16 protein-coding genes and 1 pseudogene are annotated in these 18396 nt (G+C 73.2%); 8 read left to right on the forward strand and 9 right to left on the reverse strand.

Annotated features, from left to right (window positions below; translation table 11 throughout):
- Positions 1-241: 241 nt before the first annotated feature.
- Positions 242-1165, reverse strand: coding sequence for an AEC family transporter (locus ACQEVC_RS30190; RefSeq protein ID WP_432884207.1), 924 nt, complete (start codon positions 1163-1165; stop codon positions 242-244).
- 193 nt (positions 1166-1358) lie between these two features.
- Here ACQEVC_RS30190 and ACQEVC_RS30195 point away from each other — a divergent pair, with 193 nt between their 5' ends.
- Positions 1359-1982 carry a winged helix-turn-helix domain-containing protein gene (locus ACQEVC_RS30195; protein WP_432884210.1) on the forward strand — a complete coding sequence of 208 codons (624 nt, stop codon included), beginning with the start codon at positions 1359-1361 and terminating at the stop codon, positions 1980-1982.
- A 39-nt stretch (positions 1983-2021) separates the two neighbouring features.
- On the opposite strand, the gene ACQEVC_RS30200 is transcribed toward ACQEVC_RS30195, so the two are convergent.
- Together ACQEVC_RS30200 and ACQEVC_RS30205 are read right to left on the reverse strand one after the other, a co-directional pair.
- Positions 2022-2678 (reverse strand): response regulator, encoded by a 657-nt coding sequence (locus ACQEVC_RS30200; RefSeq protein WP_432884212.1) that lies wholly within the window; start codon positions 2676-2678, stop codon positions 2022-2024.
- Between the two features lies 1 nt (position 2679).
- The gene (locus ACQEVC_RS30205; RefSeq protein ID WP_432884215.1) at positions 2680-3990 is read right to left on the reverse strand and encodes a sensor histidine kinase; all 1311 of its coding nucleotides are present in this window, start codon (positions 3988-3990) and stop codon (positions 2680-2682) included.
- Positions 3991-4133: 143 nt separating this feature from the next.
- Between ACQEVC_RS30205 and ACQEVC_RS30210 the strand changes: the two are divergent.
- The 6 genes and pseudogenes from ACQEVC_RS30210 to ACQEVC_RS30235 all read left to right on the forward strand — a co-directional run.
- Positions 4134-5072: pseudogene (locus ACQEVC_RS30210) on the forward strand (ABC transporter ATP-binding protein); the annotation flags it as partial.
- Between the two features lie 176 nt (positions 5073-5248).
- Positions 5249-6079, forward strand: coding sequence for an ABC transporter permease subunit (locus ACQEVC_RS30215; protein WP_432884218.1), 831 nt, complete (start codon positions 5249-5251; stop codon positions 6077-6079).
- 123 nt (positions 6080-6202) lie between these two features.
- On the forward strand, positions 6203-6841 hold the full coding sequence (locus ACQEVC_RS30220) for a uridine kinase (protein ID WP_432884221.1): 639 nt from the start codon (positions 6203-6205) through the stop codon (positions 6839-6841).
- A gap of 156 nt (positions 6842-6997) precedes the next feature.
- Positions 6998-7396, forward strand: a complete 399-nt coding sequence (locus tag ACQEVC_RS30225) for a TraR/DksA family transcriptional regulator (protein WP_432884223.1) — start codon at positions 6998-7000, stop codon at positions 7394-7396.
- Between the two features lie 73 nt (positions 7397-7469).
- Entirely contained in the window at positions 7470-8339 is an 870-nt protein-coding gene (locus ACQEVC_RS30230; protein WP_432884226.1) for a DUF72 domain-containing protein, read from the forward strand.
- Positions 8340-8436: 97 nt separating this feature from the next.
- Positions 8437-8865, forward strand: coding sequence for a DUF2267 domain-containing protein (locus tag ACQEVC_RS30235; protein WP_432884229.1), 429 nt, complete (start codon positions 8437-8439; stop codon positions 8863-8865).
- 57 nt (positions 8866-8922) lie between these two features.
- On the opposite strand, the gene ACQEVC_RS30240 is transcribed toward ACQEVC_RS30235, so the two are convergent.
- Positions 8923-9672: a DUF72 domain-containing protein gene (locus tag ACQEVC_RS30240; protein WP_432884231.1), complete on the reverse strand. Its 750-nt coding sequence runs from the start codon at positions 9670-9672 to the stop codon at positions 8923-8925.
- 229 nt (positions 9673-9901) lie between these two features.
- Complete coding sequence (locus ACQEVC_RS30245) at positions 9902-12439, reverse strand: glycoside hydrolase family 3 N-terminal domain-containing protein (RefSeq protein WP_432884234.1); 2538 nt, start codon at positions 12437-12439, stop codon at positions 9902-9904.
- 689 nt (positions 12440-13128) lie between these two features.
- On the opposite strand from ACQEVC_RS30245, the gene ACQEVC_RS30250 reads away from it, so the two are divergent.
- Positions 13129-14619: a PQQ-dependent sugar dehydrogenase gene (locus ACQEVC_RS30250; RefSeq protein WP_432884237.1), complete on the forward strand. Its 1491-nt coding sequence runs from the start codon at positions 13129-13131 to the stop codon at positions 14617-14619.
- 151 nt (positions 14620-14770) lie between these two features.
- Here the strand turns inward: ACQEVC_RS30250 and ACQEVC_RS30255 are convergent, their stop codons facing one another.
- The 4 genes from ACQEVC_RS30255 to ACQEVC_RS30270 form a co-directional block, all read right to left on the reverse strand.
- Positions 14771-16093, reverse strand: a complete 1323-nt coding sequence (locus ACQEVC_RS30255; protein WP_432884240.1) for an MFS transporter — start codon at positions 16091-16093, stop codon at positions 14771-14773.
- Positions 16090-16878, reverse strand: coding sequence for a Clp protease N-terminal domain-containing protein (locus tag ACQEVC_RS30260; RefSeq protein WP_432884243.1), 789 nt, complete (start codon positions 16876-16878; stop codon positions 16090-16092). Before ACQEVC_RS30260 ends, ACQEVC_RS30255 begins: the two co-directional genes overlap by 4 nt.
- 70 nt (positions 16879-16948) lie before the next feature.
- Positions 16949-17425 carry a ribonuclease HI gene (gene rnhA, locus ACQEVC_RS30265; RefSeq protein WP_432884246.1) on the reverse strand — a complete coding sequence of 159 codons (477 nt, stop codon included), beginning with the start codon at positions 17423-17425 and terminating at the stop codon, positions 16949-16951.
- 22 nt (positions 17426-17447) lie between these two features.
- On the reverse strand, positions 17448-18386 hold the full coding sequence (locus ACQEVC_RS30270) for a ribose-phosphate diphosphokinase (RefSeq protein WP_318394137.1): 939 nt from the start codon (positions 18384-18386) through the stop codon (positions 17448-17450).
- Positions 18387-18396: the final 10 nt, after the last annotated feature.

An 18396-nucleotide genomic window follows, 5' to 3' on the forward strand; every position in this document is an offset into this window, starting at 1 on the left:
GGAGCGCAGGGGCCGGGGATCGGTGGGGTCCGCAAGCGCCGGCTCCGGTCCGGCGGTCCGGCGGTCCGGCGGTCCGGCGGTCAGGCCGGTTCCGGTCCGGCGGTCCGGCGGTCCGGCGGTCCGGCGGTCAGGCGGTCAGGCCGGTTCCGGTCCGGCGGTCCGGCGGTCAGGTCGGTTCCGGTCCGGTTCCGGTTCCGGTGGGTCAGGCCGGGGCCCGGTCCGGAGGTCGGGGCGGCTGCGCTCAGCCGAGCAGGGCGGCGATGGCGGCGAGCGAGACGGCGGCGGCGATGGTGGAGAGCACCACGACGTCCCGGGCGTGCGACTGGGCCTGCCGGTAGTGGGTGGCGAAGACGAAGACGTTCTGCGCGGTCGGCAGGGCCGAGGTGACCACGGCGGCCAGCAGGGCCGGCCCGGTCAGGCCCAGCGCGTACCGCGCGATCAGGTACGCCACCACGGGTTGTACGACGATCTTGAGGGTCACCGCGACGTACCGCTGCGCGGCGCCGGGGCCGACCGCCAGCGGGCGACTGCCGGGCAGCGACATGCCGAGCGCGATCAGGGCCAGCGGGACGGCGGCCGAACCGACCAGGTCGAACGGGCGCAGCAGCTCGGCCGGTGGCTGCCAGCCGGAGACCGAGACCAGCAACCCGCCGGCCGAACCCAGCATGATCGGGTTTCGGGCCGGCAGTAGCGCCAGCCGGCGTACCGACAGGCCCCGGTCGGTGGTGGTGGCATCCAGTACCCCGAGTGCCAGGGGCGCCGCCACCAGCACCTGGAAGATCAGGACCGGGGCGACGAAGGAGACGTCGCCCAGCACGTACGCGGCGACCGGCAGCCCGAGGTTGGCCGCGTTGACGTACGCCGCGGACATCGCCCCGATGGTCGACTCGCCGGCCGGGCGGCGCCAGCCGAAGCGCGCGACGAGCAGGTAGGCCGCCGCCACGATCAGGGTACTCAGCACGAAGGCGGCCAGTGCCGGGGTGAACAGATCGGCCACTGTGGAGCGGGCCAGGGTGCCGAAGAGCAGCGCGGGGGTGGCGATCAGGAAGACCAGCCGGGCGATCACCACGGTGCCGTGCGGGCCGAGCAGGTCGTACCGGCCGACGAGGTAGCCGACCAGGGTGACCGACCAGATCACCGCGAACCCCGTCACCACACCCCGCATGTTGACCATCCTGCCGGGCGTGCGGGGCGTGACATGATCTGGTACTAAGAGCGAGCAAGTGATTCCGGTGAGTTTGTCGATTGTCACATTCATGCATCGTCGTGTCCCCTTGACCCTTGCCCCGGTGGCCGGAAGCATCGAGGCAGCGGCGGTTCGGGCCGTGGGGGAACACCCGTTGCAGCCAAGGAGGACCATGTCGGTCAGCCCCGCCTCGTCGCGTACCGGGTGGCACAGCGCCCAGCCGGTCGGCCCCGGTCGACCGCCCGGAGCGTCCCGCCGGCCCGCCGGGTCGACCGCACCAACGCCGACGCTGACGGTGACGCTATCCATCCCGCTGATCGGCAACGAGGAGGTCCTGACGGCACCGGCCCGCCGACTGCTCGAGGCCGCCCGTGAGCTGGTCGAACGGGGTGAGGCGACGATCACCGGTGGGTTCGCCGGCCAGGCGGAGCGTCGCGCCGACGCCGCCGTGCCGCGCACCCCGGCCCGGCCGGTCAGCGCCACCGCCACCGGCGCGTCGGCGCTGCACATCCTCGCGGCGTCCCGGTCCGTGCTGCTCGGCGGCGAGCCGCTGCCGCTCACCCGGCTGGAGTTCGACCTGCTGATGCACCTGGTCGCGCACCCCCGGCGGGTCTTCACCCGACTCCAGCTCCTCACCGCGGTCTGGGGCTACGAGCACACCGGGGTACGCACCGTCGACGTGCACATCCGGCGACTGCGTGGCAAGGTCGGCGACGTACCGTTGATCACCACCGTCTACGGGGTCGGCTACCGGCTGGCCGACGACGCCGTGGTCACCATCGACCGCAACGCCTGACCCGGCGACCGTCACGCCTGGCCTGTCCCGGGCGAGTCGTCAGTCCCACGGAGCGGGCCCGGCGTCGCGGGCCAGCAGGGCGGCCTGCACCCGGTTCGTGCAGTCCAGTTTCGCCAGGATCCGGCTCACGTAGGTCTTGATGGTCATCTCGCTCATCCGCAGCCGCCGGCCCACCTCCGCGTTGGACAGTCCCTCGGCGACCAGGCGCAGGATCTCCGACTCGCGTGCGGTCAGCGCCGCCAGCCGGTCCCGCGCCTGCCGCCGGCGCCCCGCCGGTTCCGGCGCGACCATGCCGAGCAGCAGCCGGGTCACCGCCGGGGAGAGGTAGGCGTCTCCGTCGTGCGCGGCCCGTACCGCACGGATCAGCTCCTCCGGCGTGCAGTTCTTCAGCACGAACCCGGCCACCCGGGCCTGTACCGCCCGCAGCACGTTCGGCTCCGCCCCGAAGGAGGTCAGCACCACCACCCGGAGGCCGGGCACCCGCCGGCCGAGTTCGTCGACCGTGTCGAGCCCGTTCAGCACCGGCATCCGGATGTCGAGCAGCGCCACGTCGGCCCGGTGCCGCAGCGCTGCGTCGACCGCAGCCCTGCCGTCCGCCGCCTCGGCGACCACCTCGATGTCGCCGGCCGACTCCAGCACCGTACGGATGCCCGCCCTGATCAGTGGCTCGTCGTCGGCGAGCAGCACCCTGATCACGTCACCGCACTCCCAGCAGCATGCTCGCCGGCATCGCCACGAACATCACGGCCGCGGTGGTGAGCCCCAGGGCCAGGGTACGGGTCCCGGCCGGCGTGGCGGGCTCCGCGCTCTCCCCGCCCGACTCCGTGGCCGGCAGCATCGCGAGGAGTCGCCAGCTCCGCCCGCCGCCGTCCGGGAGGGCGGGATCGCCGGGCTCGACGATCCGGTACGCCACGAGTCCACCCGCCTGGTCGGCCCGCTCCCGCAACCCGGCCAGCCCGTGCCCGACCGCCCCCGGCCGGATGCCCTCGGCGTCGCCGCTGCCGGTGCCGGCGGCCTCGACGGTGCCAGCGGTGGGTCCGGGGTCGGGCGTCGTCCTCGGGTCGTTGGGCAGCGGGTTGTCCAGGGTGAGCAGCAGCGCGTCCGGCTCCCACCGGAGCCGCACCGTGACCGGCTGGCCGGGGGCGTGCTTGAGCGCGTTGGTCAGCCCCTCCTCGACCACCCGGTACGCCGCCTGCCCGACCGCGCTCCGCAGCGGGCGCGGAGTTCCCTCCTCGCGCAGGGTCACCGGCGTCCCGGCCGCGCGGAACTCCGCCACCAGCGGGCCGATCCGCTCCGGGCCCGGCGACCGCTGATCGGTGCCGTGCCCGCCGCGCAGCGCACCGACCAGCTCGTAGAGTTCGTCCAGGGCCCCGCGCGCGGCGCCGGCGAGCTGCCGCACCGCCTGCCGCTGCACCGGCGGCAGCTCCGCCACCTCCAGCGCGGCGGCCTGCACCGAGACCAGGCTGAGCCGGTGACCGAGCGAGTCGTGCATGTCCCGGGCGATCCGCAGCCGCTCCCGGAGCTGCTCCTGCTCGCCGAGCAGCTCCCGTTCCCGGCGGAGCTGCCGGTTGTGCCGGTCGAGGGTGGAGACGAGCCGCTCGTGCTGGGCCAGGTACCGGCCGACCAGCACCGGCAGCGCGGCGAAGACCAGGTACGTGGAGACCAGGTTCGGGATCGTCCGGGGATCCGCCGGTGCGCTCACCAGATGTACGGCGAGCGCGCCGGTCAGCGCCCCGCCCAGCATGACGGCCCGGGTACGGTCCAGCGACTCCCGCCCCGCCTGGTAGGCGGCCCAGAGCAGCAGCACGTACCCGCCGTCGGAGAGCGCGACGAGCAGCAGCGCGCCCATCAGCGCACCGACCGGGGCCCGGTGGCGTACCGCGATGACCAACGCCACCAGCCCGGCGTGCCCGGCGACGTCCCACGGTGACGCCCCGTCCCCGGCTCCGGCCAGCAACAACGCGGTCTCCGCCAGCAGTACGACCACGGGCAGCAGGTGTCGACGCATGCCAGCAGGTTACGTCCGTCGGTCACCCGCCGGCACCGGCCGCCGACTCCGCACCCGACCGGCGTGGCCCGTCGACATTGGTGGCCGGAGTCGACGACTTTCGAGGACTGTTCCGGCGGCCGGAGCTGCCTAGCGTGGCGGGCGTGATCGACGTGTGCAGTCTCCGCAAGCGCTACGGCAGAACCGTCGCGGTCGACGGGATCTCCTTCACCGTCCGGCCAGGGCAGGTGACCGGCTTCCTCGGACCGAACGGCGCCGGCAAGTCGACGACGATGCGGATGATGCTCGGCCTCGACCGCCCGAGTGCCGGGCAGGTGCTGATCGACGGCCGGAGCTACCCGGAGCAGACCGCACCGCTGCGCTCGGTCGGCGCGTTGCTGGAGGCCCGGTCGGCGCATCCGGGACGGCGCGCGTACCACCATCTGCTCTGGTTGGCGCAGAGCAACCGGATCCCGCGCTCCCGGGTCGCCGAGGTGCTGGCGCTGGTCGGTCTGCAGGACGTGGCGAAACGGCGGGTCGGCGGCTTCTCGCTCGGCATGGTGCAGCGGCTCGGCATCGCCGCCGCGCTGCTCGGCGACCCGCCGGTGCTGCTCTTCGACGAGCCGGTCAACGGGCTCGACCCGGAGGGCATCCGGTGGATCCGGGAGTTGATGCGCGGGCTCGCCGCCGAGGGGCGGACGGTCTTCGTCTCCAGCCACCTGATGAGCGAGATGGCGCTGACCGCGGACCACCTGGTGGTGATCGGGCAGGGCCGCCTGCTCGCCGACACCGGGATGCGCGAGTTCGTCGAGGCGAACTCCGGCACGGCGGTACGGATCCGGACTCCGGAACCGGAGCGGCTGCGGGGCGTACTGGCAGCCGCCGGCATCCGGGTCGAGGCGGAGCCGGACGGGACGCTGCTGGCGTACGACAGCGAGGCCGCCCGGATCGGGGAGCTGGTCGCGGCCAACCGGCTGACCGTGCACGAGGTCGGCGTGCAGCGGGCGTCCCTGGAGGAGGCGTTCATGCGGCTCACCGCGACGGCGGTGCACTACCGGGCCGGCGGCGACCCGCCGGCGGACGCCGACCGGAGCGCGGCCGGAGATCGACGGGTGGACGGCGGCTCGGGCGTGGACGGCGGCGCGGCCGGAGGTCGACGGGTGGACGGCGGCTCGGGCGTGGACGGCGGCGCGGCCGGAGGTCGACGGGTGGACGGCGGCTCGGGCGTGGACGGCGGTCAGCGGGTGCGGGGCGGTCAGCGGGTGGACGGGGGAGAGCGGTGAGTGCGGTGACGGAAATCGGCGCGACGACCGGCGGGCCGGCGCGGGACCGGGCCGCCCGGCCCTGGCTCGGTGCGGTGCTGCGGGCCGAGCTGACGAAGATCCGGACCGTCCGGTCGACGGTCTGGACCCTGCTGCCGACCTTCGTCGTCGGCGTCGGCATGAGCCTGCTGGCCGGGCTCAGCTTCGGGTCGCGGCCACCGGAACGGACGGCCGGCTTCGACCCGCTCTTTCCCGCCTTCTACGGACTGACGCTCGGCCAACTCGCCCTGGTGGTGTTCGGGGTGCTGGTGATGGCGAGCGAATACAGCTCGGGCACGATCCGGGCCACCCTGGTCGCGGTACCACGCCGGGGTCGCTGCTACGCCGGTAAGGTGCTCGGCACCGCGCTGCTGGCCAGCGCGGTCGCGGTACCCACCGTGCTGGTCGGCTTCTTCGTCGCCCAGGCCGCGCTCGGCCGGTACGGCGTCGGGCTCGGCGCGGACGGCGCGGTGGCCGCCGTGATCGGTGGCTACCTGCACCTCGTGCTGCTCTGCCTCTTCGCGCTCGGGGTGGCGGCGATGCTGCGCAGCCCGGTACGCGCGCTGGCGGTACTGCTGCCGGTCTTCTTCCTCGGCTCGCAGGGCCTCGGCAACATCCCCGGACTGCGTACCGTCACCCAGTACCTGCCGGACCAGACCAGTTGGGTGATCCTGCACCTCGCCGGGCCGCAGGACGAGGGCCGGTGGGTCCGGGACTACGGACCGTGGACCGGGATCGGCATCCTCGTGCTCTGGACCGCCGCCTCGCTGCTCGGCGGCTACCTCGTGCTGCGCCGTCGCGACGCCTGACCGGGGCGCCGGCCGCCGGGCGTGCTACTCCGGCGCGTACCCCGGGCGGTCCCGCCGCCCGATCCGCCGCGACCACCGCCCCCGGGCGGTCGGCGCCGCTCCGGGCCGGGGCAGGATGGTCGGATGAGGGTCCGCCCGATCAGCCCGGAACTGCTGGTGCAGGAGTTGGCCGAGCGGCTGGCCGGCGAGCGTGCCGGCGGCTGGCTGCGGGTGGCGGTCGACGGGCCGCCGGCGGCGGAGCCGGGCCGGCTCGCCGACGCGCTGGTCGACCCGCTGCGGGTCCGGAGCCGCCCGGCGGTACGCGTCGACGCGGCGGACTTCCTCCGGCCGGCGTCGCTCCGCTACGAGCAGGGCCGTACCAACCCGGACGCGTACTACCTCGGCTGGCTCGACGAGGCCGGGATGCGCCGGGAGGTGCTCGACCCCGCCGGCCCGGCCGGTTCGGGGCGGATCCTGCCGACGCTGTGGAACGCCGAGACCGACCGGGCCACCCGGGCGGACTACGTCACGCTGCCGCCCGGCGGCGTGGTACTGGTGAGCGGGCCGCTGCTGCTCGGCGGTGGCCTACCGTTCGATCTGGCGGTCCACCTGGTGCTCTCGCCCGGTGCGCTGGCCCGGCGTACGCCGCCGCCGCAGCGCTGGACCCTGCCGGCGTTCGCCCGCTACGCCGAGGAGGTCGGGCCGGCGTCCTTCGCCGACGTGGTGGTCCGGCTGGACGATCCCCGGCACCCGGCGCTGGTCGAGTCGGAGAGCGTCCGCTGACCGCTCGGCACGGCCTACCAGGGCCGACGGCGGGGCGGGAAATCGGCGGTTTGCCGGCGACGGCGGTGGGGTAATCGCGCTGCTCATGACGGAGCGACCCGGACAATACCGTCCAGGACCGCAGATCCGTACCTTCGACGGAAAGGCAGGCAGCGCATGCTCGTCAACGAGGCAATCGGTACTCGCCGCTCGGCGGCCGACAGCGACCAGATCCGCCGTGCCCTGCAGGCCCGCTACGACGAGCTGACCGTCGAATACGACGAGGCGTTGACGCAGAGCCAGGTGCTGCGACTGGTGGAGGTCGGCGACACGGCCGGCGACGACCAGGCGGACAGCGGTACGAAAACGGCCGAGCGGGACACCGCACAGTCGCTGCTGCGGACCATCCTCGACCGTCGGGCCCAGTTCGAGCACGCGCTCAGCCGGCTGGCCGAGGGGACCTACGGCTGGTGCGAGGGCTGCGGCGACTCGATCCCGGTGGAGCGGCTGGAGATTTTCCCCTCCGCGACCACCTGCGTCACCTGTAAGCAGTCCCGGGAACGCCGGGCGGCCTGAGCGGACGCGACCGACGACGGAGGTGGACCGCGCCCGGCTTGCCCGTCCCGGCCGGGGCGGGTGAACTGGAGTCATGGGTGAGATCAGGGTCGGCACGGCCTCCTGGACCGATCGGACGCTGCTGGAATCCGGCTGGTATCCGGCGGGCGCGGACACCCCGGAACGGCGGCTGGGCTACTACGCCGAGCGGTTTCCGCTGGTCGAGGTCGACGCCACCTACTACTCGCCGCCCGCCGAGCGCACCGCCGAACTGTGGGTGGGACGCACCCCGGCCGGGTTCACCTTCAACGTGAAGGCGTTCAGCCTGCTCACCGGGCACGCGACCCGGGTCTCCGCGCTCTACAAGGACCTGCGGCCGGAGACGGAGAAGAAGAACGTCTACCCGGGTGACCTGCCGGCGCAGGCGTACGAGGAGGTGTGGACGCGCTTCCTGTCCGCCCTGGAGCCGCTGGCCGAGGCGGGCAAACTCGGGGCGCTGCTGTTCCAGTTCCCGCCGTGGTTCACCATCCGCCGGGACAACAAGCAGTACCTGCTGGAGGTGCGGCGGCGCTGCGGCCCGTTGCGACCGGTCTTCGAGTTCCGGCACGCCTCCTGGTTCGCCGACGGCAACCGGGAGGAGACGCTGGAGTTTCTCCGCAAGCACGAGCTGGCGTACGTCTCGGTCGACATGCCGCAGGGCCACCGTTCGTCGGTGCCGCCGGTGCTGGCCGCGACCGCCGACCTGGCGGTGGTCCGGTTCCACGGGCACAGCGACAAGTGGACCAGCAAGGACATCTACCAGAAGTTCGGCTACCACTACTCCGATCGGGAGCTGGCGGACTGGGCGCCCAAGCTGCGCGAACTGGCCGGCGAAACCGCCGAGACGCACGTCTTGTTCAACAACTGCTACCGCGACTACGCCCAGACGAACGCCGAGAAGCTCCGCGACCTCCTGTCGGCGTAGCCGCCGGAATCACCCGCCCCGGGTGAGCGGGGCTCACCCGCGACCCAGGGAGCATGGCAAGGGTGGCCAGTAGCCGAGACGGGACGGGGGAGCAGTCGTGACGAACAATTCGTACTCGGCCTTCGAGACATCGATAGACAAGACCAACCTCATCCTCAAGGAGATCGAGCAGGCGTACGGGTGGCCGAAGGAACGCCGCAACCAGTCGTACGCGGCGCTGCGGACCGTACTGCACCTGCTGCGGGACCGGTTGCCGGTGCAGGAGAGCGCGCACTTCGCGGCCCAGTTGCCGTTGCTGGTGCGCGGGCTCTACTTCGACGGCTGGGACCCGAGCGTCGTCCCGATCAAGCTGAATCGGGAGGAGTTCCTCTACGAGGTACGCGCCGGCTTCCCGTTCGACGTCGAGGGCGGCCCGGCGACAGTGGTCAACACGGTGCTGAACGCGCTGCGGCGGCACGTCACCGACGGCGAGTGGGACGACGTCAAGTCGAGCATGCCGAAGGACCTCGTCAAGATCATGCCGTAGCCCGGCATTCCCGCCTGCCGTGGTGCCGGGTGGGCGGCCGCCGGTCGGTCGGCACGCTCACGGCGTCCGGCTGACCGGTACGCCCCGGCGTCGGGCGAGCGCGGCCAGCACACCGGCGTCGACGATCGCGGCCCCGCCCGGGTCGTTGTTGAAGAAGACGAAGACCGGTTCGTCTCCGGGGAAGGCCGCGGCGATCCGGTCCAGCCAGGAGCGCAGCGCGGCCCGGCCGTACCGGGGCCGGGGCTCGGCACGGCCCTCGTGCAGCCGCAGGTATCCGAAGCCGGCGGTACGCCACAGCGGCGTCACGGGCCGGCCGCCCCGGTCCGCCCAGCAGAGCGCGGCGCCGTACCGCTCCAGCACCCGCCGGGTCTGGTCGGTCCACCAGGACGGATGCCTGGGCTCCACGGTGACCCGTACGCCGGACGGAAACCGGGACAGCACCTCGGCCAGCGCGGAGAGGTCGGCGGGAAGGTTCGGCGGCAGTTGCAGCAGCACCGGACCGAGCCGGTCACCGAGCGCGGTGGCCCGGTCGAGGAACCGGGTGACGGGTTCGGCCGGCTCCCGCAGCCGCTTGATGTGGGTCAGGTAGCGGCTCATCTTCACCGCCACACAGAAGTCGTCCGGGGTACGGGCGCGCCAGCCGGCGAAGACGTCCCGTTCGGGTAGCCGGTAGAAGGCGTTGTTCACCTCCACCGTGCCGAACCGTTCGGCGTAGTGCTCGAGCCAGCGTCGCTGCGGCAGGCCGGTCGGATAGAACCGGTCCCGCCAGTCGCGGTACTGCCACCCGGAGGTGCCGACGAGGATCACCCCGGTCAGTATGCCCGGTCGACCGGCCGTTCACCCGTCGGGCGACCGCCGGCCGACCGGGTGGGCCCGGCGCCCCGACCGCCGACCATCGGGGCGCCGGGCGGCTGGGTACCCGTCGTCCCGGCCCGGGCGGCGGGGTCAGCGAACCCGTTTCAACCTGGACAGCGGGGCGCCCGCCCCCGAGTTCCCACCTCGGCGACCGCGGACCGCAGCGGGAGGTGGAAAGGGTTCAGCGCAGCGTCACCTCGGCGACGAGCTGCCGGCGGTGGTCCACCCGCCGCTCGGGGCCGGTCAGCCGGACCGGGACGGTGTGCCGGTGCTCGGCGCTGGAGGCGGAGAGCCGCAGTTCCAGGTCGCCGGGTTCGACCACCCGGTGACCGAGTCGGCCGGTGAACGAGGAGAGGTCGGCGTGCACCCGGAAGTCCACCTGCCGGGTCTGGCCCGGATCCAGCGGCACCCGGGCATATCCGATGAGCCGGACCACCGGGCGGGTCACCTGGGCCACCGGATCGTGCAGGTAGAGCTGCACCACCTCGGTGCCGTGCCGGTCGCCGTCGTTGCGGACCGAGACCGAGACGGTGACGGCACCGTCGGTGGGCACCTGCACCGGCCGCTCCGCGACCGGCACCGCACCCTCCACCCGCACCTCCGGCCAGCTGAACGTGGTGTACGACAGGCCGTGGCCGAACGGGAAGAGCGGGGTCGGGTCGACGCTGCTGACCTCGGTCTTCTGGCCCAACACCGGGTTGAGGTAGCTGTTCGGCTGGCCGCCCGGGTTGCGCGGCATACCGACCGGCAGCCGGCCGGACGGGCAGACCGCCCCGCTGAGCACCCGCGCCACCGCCGGCCCGCCCTCCTCGCCGGGGAAGAACGCCTGCACCACCGCGGCGAGCCGGTCGACCGAGTCGCCGAGTGCGTACGGGCGGCCGGCGAGCAGCACCAGCACCACCGGGGTTCCGGTGTCCAGCAGTGCCGCCAGCAGCTCCGCCTGGGCGCCGGGCAGCCGCAGGTCGTCGGTGTCGCAGCCCTCGCCGGAGGTGCCTCTGCCGAAGAGTCCGGCCCGGTCGCCGAGTACCGCCACGCAGACGTCGGACTCGGCGGCCACCGCCGCGGCCGCGCTGATCGCCTCGGCGTCGAGGTCGGCCGGTCCGTCGACGGTGCCGCCGGGCGCGTACTTGATCGGGGTCTCCGGCAGCTCGGCCCGGAGCGCGGCGAGCAGAGTCTGGATCTCGACCCCGTCCGGCAGCTCCGGATGCTGGCTGCCGACGTGGCCGGGGAAGGTGTAGCAGCCGAGCATCCCGGCGACGTCGTCGGCGAGTGGCCCGACCATGGCGATCCGGCTCTCCGGGCGTAGCGGCAACGCCCCGGAGTTCGCCAGCAGCACCACCGACTCCTCGGCGAGTTCCCGGGCCAGCGCCCGGCTGGCGGGTGGGTCGAGGTCGACGGAGCCCTCGACGATGCCCGGCGCGTCGCCGTTGCTCCGTTCGGCGATCGCGGCGAGTGCCGGCGGCACGGTCGACCACTCGGCGTCGAGCAGACCGAGTTCGCACTTCTGCCGCAGGACCCGGGTCACCGCCCGGTCGACCAGGGCCTCCGGCACGGTGCCGGCCCGGACCGCGTCGACCAGCGGGCTGCCGTAGCAGTGTGCCGACGGCAACTCGACGTCCACCCCGGCGTCCAACGCCAGCGCCGCTGCCTCGCCCAGGTCGGCCGCGACGCCGTGCAGCCGTTGCAGGAAGCTGATCCCGAAGTAGTCGGAGACGACGGTGCCGGTGAAGTCCCAGTCGTCCCGGAGCAGCCGGGTGAGCAGTTCCGGGTCGGCGGCCGGCGGTACGCCGTCGATCTCGTTGTAGGCGTGCATCACCGATCTGGCGCCGCCGTCCCGCAGGGCCATCTCGAAGGGCGGGAGGAGCACGTCGGCCAGTTCCCGCGGGCCGGCGCCGACCGGCCCGTGGTTGCGGCCCGCCCGGGAGGCCGAGTATCCGACGAGGTGCTTCAGGGTGGCGACCACGCCGGCGGACTCCAGGCCCCGCACGTACGCGGTACCGATGGTGGCGACCAGGTAGGGGTCCTCACCGATCGACTCCTCGCAGCGCCCCCAGCGCAGGTCCCGGATCACGTCGAGCACCGGGGCCAACCCCTGGTGCACGCCGAGCATCCGCATCGCCGAGCCGATCTGCCCGGCCATCCGCTCGACCAGCTCCGGGTCGAAGGTCGCGCCCCAGGCCAGCGGGGTGGGATAGACGGTCGCCTTCCAGGTCATGATGCCGGTCAGGCACTCCTCGTGCGCGATCGCCGGGATGCCGAACCGGTTGGCGGCGACGATCTCCTCCTGCATCCGGGCCAGTGCCCGGGCGCCGAGGGCGGGGTCGACGGGTGCGGTGCCGAACGCTCGGGTGACCTGGCCCAGGCCGGCGCTGATCAGCCCGCGCCAGTCGGGGGCCTCGCTGGCCATCTCGTGCTGGTGCGGCGCCAGGTCCTCACCGGTGGCGTCGCCACCCACCCAGACGCCGTAGAGCTGCGCTGTCTTCTCCTCCAGCGAGAGCCGGGCGACCAGGTCGTCGACCCGCTGTGCGGCGGGCAGTCGCGGGTCCTGCCAGCGGGGCAGGGCGCCGGGAGCGGGGCTGTCGCCGGGTGCTGCGTCCGCCGGGACGGTAGCGGTGAGCTGTCCGTCGTGCGGATGCCCATCGTGCACCCCCGTGACCTCAAGCCGCTCGACGTCGGTGGTTGTCCGACTGGTGTCGGCGGCGTTGCGGTTGCTGCTCACGGGCAGCCTCCTGTCGCTTGTTGCTGGCCTCTTCCAGAGCCGCCCACACGTCGAAGTGAGGTTGGACGCGGGCGTGCACACGTACTTCCGACATGTTTCCGGAAAGTCGGGCCCGCGTCGAGAGGCTACTTAGGCCGAAAGTAGCTCGGAGGTTTCCGGCTGGCGCAATCCTTGACCGTTCGTTCACAGCGTCGTAGCGTGCGCCGCATCACAGCGAATTATCGGGCTGGCACCGAAAGTTTGCGGACCGTTCGACTCTGCCCGCGGGCTGGGTCACCCAGCCGGCACGGCCGAGCGGGCACGCGCCGACGGATGGAAGGGATGGTGACTCATGCGACGACCTCGGGACCAACAGAACGGTATCCCACTGGCGGGGCGCGTCGAGCGTGATGATCATCTCTGGTCCGGCGGGCGGCGGGCGGCGGGTTTCGTACTCGCGCGGCGGGCCGGGGAGGTGGAGGCCCGGTCCGACCGGACCGCCACCCGGTGGGGTGTGGTCGCACCCGGGTGAAGGACGGGCGGGGGAACCCGCCGAGGACGCGGGCGGGCCGGCCGGGCGGGGACCGGCTCGTCCGCCCTCGGCGGAGCTGATCTAGACCGCGCCGGGCGGCGGTGATACATTGACGAGCATCTCTGTACCGTCGGGCGGCCGTGCCCGGGGAAGAGGTTGGTCCGCCTGGAGGTGCGGCATGAGGAGTAGTCGGCTTCTCGTCACGGGTGCGGCGCTCGCCGTCGTGCTCGGCGGCGCCGGGTTCGCCGTCGCCGACACGACGTCGGCACCGGGCGGCGGGGCGGGGGTGCTGGCCGCCGGCGAGTTCGACTTCAGCCGGCCGCAGACCGTCGCCACCAACCTCCAGGCGCCCTGGGGGATGGCCTTTCTGCCGGACGGCAGCGCGCTGGTCGCCGAGCGGGACACCGCCCGGGTCCTGCAGATCCGCCCGGGGCAGACCCCGCAGCAGGTCGCCACCATCTCCGGCGTCTCGCCCGGCGGTGAGGCCGGGCTGCTCGGCCTGGCCGTCTCGCCGAGCTACGCCAGCGACCGCTACGTGTACGCCTACTTCACCTCGGCCAGCGACAACCGCATCGTCCGGTTCCGGCTGGACGCGCCACAGACCCAGACGCCGATCCTCACCGGGCTGGCCCGGGCGAACTTCCACGACGGCGGCCGGATCGCCTTCGGTCCGGACGGCATGCTCTATGCCGGCGTCGGCGACGCGGGCCAGACCGCCAACTCGCAGAACCCGTCCAGCCGCAACGGCAAGATCCTGCGGATGCGGCCGGACGGCAGCGCCCCGCCGGACAACCCGACCGCCGGTTCCCTGGTCTACAGCCTCGGCCACCGCAACGTGCAGGGGCTCGCCTGGGACGCCCAGGGCCGGCTCTACGCCAGCGAGTTCGGGCAGAACACCTGGGACGAGGTCAACTACATCGTGCCCGGCGGCAACTACGGGTGGCCGACGGTGGAGGGTCAGGGAAACGATCCGCGGTTCCGCAACCCGATCGTCACCTGGTCGACCGCCGAGGCGTCGCCGAGCGGTGCCGCGATCGACGGCAACATGCTCTTCGTCGCCGCGCTGCGCGGCACCCGGCTCTGGCAGGTGCCGCTGAACGGCAGCGGCGGGGTCGCCGGCAGCCCGACCGCCCAGCTCACCGGCCAGTACGGCCGGCTGCGTACCGTCGAACGCGCCCCGGACGGCTCGCTCTGGGTGGCCACCAGCAACCGGGACGGCCGCGGCACGCCGGCCGCCACCGACGACCGGATCCTGCGCTTCCTGCCGGTCGGCGCGACCCCGGGGCCCACCGCCACCACCCGACCGCCCACCTCCTCGCCGACACCGAGCGTGCCGCCGACCAGCACCCCGCCGCCGAGCGGCACCGCCTGCACCGCGACCTACCGGCAGATCAACCAGTGGCAGGGCGGCTTCCAGGCCGAGGTGACGGTCCGCAACAACGGCACCGGCACGCTGAACGGCTGGACGGCGCGGTGGACCTTCGCCAACGGACAGACGATCGGCCAGCTCTGGAACGGGACGCTGACCGCGAGCGGATCGTCGGTCACGGTCCGGAACGTGAGCTGGAACGGCACGCTCGGCGCCAACGGGTCGGCCAGCTTCGGCTTCCAGGGCTCGTGGACCGGGACCAACACCCCGCCCAGCGACCTCACCTGCACCAGCCCCTGAGCGGTCGTGGTCGACGGTGGCCGGCCCGTCCGGCCACCGTCCGACCGGTCGGCGTCCCGGTGCGGCTGCGCTGGTATTCGGCGCCACGGGACAACGCTCGCCGGATTCCGGGTGCGATCACCTGCGGCCGAGTAGGCAAGCCCCGAGATGTTCAGCCCGAGGCGGGATCGGCGGTCCGGGCCGGTACGAGTTCCGGACGCGGCACCCGGATCGGGGTCAGCGTGCCGACGGCGGCAATGCCGAGGCAGGTCAGTCCGGCGGCGAGGCAGACCGGTGCGGTGCCGTACCGGGCCACCGCACCGGTCAGCACGGCCGCGCCGAGCGGGCCGAGCGCGGAGTGCAGGGTCCAGAACGCCGAGGTCACCCGGCCGAGCAGATGATCCGGGGTGACCTGCTGGCGCAGCGACATCGAACAGATCCCGGCGAGGCTGGTCCCGAACGTGTACGCGGCGACCAGCAGGGCCAGCGCCGGTACGTCCCGGGTCAGTCCGGCACCGGCGACGGCCAGCCCGCCCAGCGCGTACGCCCCGATCCAGCAGGTGCCGAAGCCCAGCGACCGGCGTACCGGCGCGACCAGCAGCGCGGCCACGATGGTGCCCCCGGCCGCGGCGGCGAGGACGTGCCCGACGGTGCGGTCGGAGCCGCCGAGGTCGTGCTTGACGTGATAGATGAAGACGTCGGTCAACCCGATGGTGAGAAAGGTCAGGAACGACAGCAGGACCGTCAACGTGCGCAGCACCGGATGCCGCCAGAGGAACCGGATCCCGACCAGCAGGTCCGACCAGCCGGTCCGGCCGGCCCGGGCCCCGGGAGTCGGCCCGGAGTCGGGTACCTCCGCCGGCGCGGTCTCCGCCGCCGTGTCCCCGGCCCGGTGCGTCGGCCGGCTGCGGAACCGGACGAAGCAGAGGCCGAGCGCGGAGAGGGCGAAGGTGCCGGCGTCGACGGCGAGCGCGGCGGTCGGCCCGACGGCCGAGGAGAGCAGCCCGGCCAGTACCGGGCCGATGATCCCGGCCGTCGCGTACGTCGCGTAGAGCTGGCCGTTCGCCCGGGTGATCCGGGCCGGACCGACCAGCGCCGGCACGGCGGCGACGTAGCCGACCTGGAAGACCATTCCCGCGGCGGCGCAGGCCGGCGCGACCAGGTAGAGCAGCCAGAGCTGCGGCGCGAAGAACCAGATCGCCGGGATGCTGGCGTACCCGACGGCCCGGAACAGGTCGCAGCCGAGCAGCAGGAGCCGCCGGTCCACCCGGTCGACCAGGTGGCCGGCGAAGATCCCCGCTGCCACCGACGCCGCCCCGACCAGTCCGGTCAGCAGGCCCATCCGGGCCACCGAGCCGGTCGCGTGCAACACCAGCAGCGGTACGGCGAGCAGCGAGAACGAGTCGCCCAGCGCGGAGAGCGCCTGACCGGCCCAGAACAGCGGGAAGTCGCGGCTGCGCCATAGCGTCCCGGCGCCCGGTGTCCCGGTGCTCACCTGCCGGAACTGGCCGACCGGGACATGTCCCGCAGCGTGTCGACGATCCACTCCTCGGCCCGGTCCCGGGTCACGCCCAGTCCGGTCAGGATCCGGGCGCCCGGCTCGGTCGGGGCGGCCAGTAGTCCGAGCAGGATGTGTTCGGTGCCGACGTAGTTGTGCCCGAGCCGCAGTGCCTCGGCGAAGGTGCGGTCCCGCACCTGCTTGGCGCCGGAGGAGAACGGCAGGTGCTCCGCCGCCTCCGGCTGCCCGACCGGACCGTCGGATGCCGCGGAGCCGGTGGTCGACCCGGCGGCGGTGGACTCGGGTGCGGTGGCGCGGACGCCGGCCCGGATCGCCTCGGCGGAGACGCCCAGTGCCGTGAGTGCCCGGCCGGCCAGGCCGTCGGGTTCGTGCAGGATGCCGAGGAGCAGGTGTTCGGTGCCGACCTCGGCGCTGTCGGCGGCCCGGGCCTCTGCCTGGGCCTGCGTCACCACGTTGCGGGCCCGGTCGGTGAACCGGGCGAAGACGCTGGCCGGAATCTGCTCGTCCTGGTCGGACCGCCGGGTCACGAAGCGCTTCTGCACGGCCTGCTTGCTGACCCCCATGCTCTGGCCGATGTCGGTCCAGGAGGCACCGGAGCGGCGGGCCTGGTCGACGAAGTGCCCGATCAGGTGGTCGGCGAGGTCGCCGAGGTATTCGCCGACCAGTACCGCGTCGGTGAGCCGTTCCAGGGCGTCCCCGGTGGGGTGCTGGTGGCGGACGTACTCGATGAGGTCGTCGAGGCGTACCGGTAGTCGCTCCATGCGTCAACCGTAGGTTGACGATCCGTCGTTCGTCAACCTACGGTTGACCGGTCACCCGGTATCGCGCGGGTCAGGCCGGTACGGCCGGCGAACGACCACGCTCGGCGGTGGCCTCCCGGATGCCCCGGACGGCGAGCTGGTCGGCCCGCTCGTTCTCCGGATGCCCGGCATGCCCCTTGACCCAGTGCCACCGCACCTGGTGGGGGGCGGCGGCAGCCTCCAGCCGCTGCCACAGATCGGCGTTCTTGACCGGCTGCTTCGCGGCGGTCTGCCAGCCATTGCGCTTCCAGTTCGGCAGCCACTTGGTGATGCCGTCCCGGACGTAGGTGCTGTCGACGTAGATCTGCACCGTCACCGGCCGGGTCAGGCTCTCCAGGGCCTGGATCGCCGCCATCAGCTCCATCCGGTTGTTGGTGGTGGCCACCGCCTCGCCGCCGTGGAGTTCCTTCTCCACCGTCCCGTACCGCAACACGGCGCCCCAGCCGCCCGGACCGGGATTGCCGCTGCACGCGCCGTCGGTGTAGATCTGCACCACCTGCTCTGTCACCCGGGCAACATACCCTGCCCGGTCAGCCGAACAGGGCGCTGACCGACTCCCCGTTGTGGATCCGGCGCATCGCCTCGGCCAGCGCCGGGGCGACGGAGAGCACGGTCAGCTTGTCGGTGCGGTCCCGCGCCGGGATCGGCACCGTGTTGGTGCAGACGATCTCGGCGATGTCCGGCTCCGCGGAGAGCCGGCGCAGCGCCGCCGAGGCGAACAGGCCGTGCGTGCAGGCCACCCGTACGCTGCGGACCTTCTGCTCGCGCAGCCGGTCGAGCAGTTCGAACACCGTGCTGCCCTTGGCGATCTCGTCGTCGAGCACGATGACGTCCCGGTCGACCACGTCGCCGATCACCGTGCTGATCACCACCTTGTCGTCGGAGAACCGCTGCTTGGCCCCGGCCGCCACCGGCACCTTCAGCATCCGGGCGAACGCGGCCGCCTGCTTGGCGTTACCGAGGTCCGGCGAGACCACCACCGTGTCGGTGAGGTCGTACCCCCGGAAGTGCGTCGCCAGCTCACGCAGCGCGTGCAGGTGGTCGACCGGGATGCTGAAGAAGCCGTGCACCTGCGGCGAGTGCAGGGTGACCGCCAGAATCCGGCTGGCACCGGCGGTGGTGAGGAGGTCGGCGACCAGCCGCCCGCCGATCGAGATGCGCGGGGCGTCCTTCTTGTCGCTGCGGGCGTACGCGTAGTGCGGCATCACCACCGTGATCCGGCCCGCCGAGGCGCCCCGGGCCGCGTCCAGCATCAGCAGCAGCTCCACCAGGTGCTCCTGCACCGGCGGCACCAGCGGCTGGATCAGGAAGACGTCCCGCTCCCGGCAGTTCGCCTGCAACTGCACCTCGAGGCAGTCGTTGGCGAACCGGGAGATCCGGGTCGGGAGCAGGGGCACGCCGAGGTGGTGGCAGATCTCGGTGGCCAGCTCGGAGTGGGCACTGCCGGTGAAGACCGCGATGTCACGCACGGGGCCACTC

Origin of the sequence: Plantactinospora sp. CA-294935 (genome assembly GCF_050936445.1) — a bacterium.
In the GTDB taxonomy this organism is placed as follows: Bacteria; Actinomycetota; Actinomycetes; order Mycobacteriales; family Micromonosporaceae; genus Plantactinospora.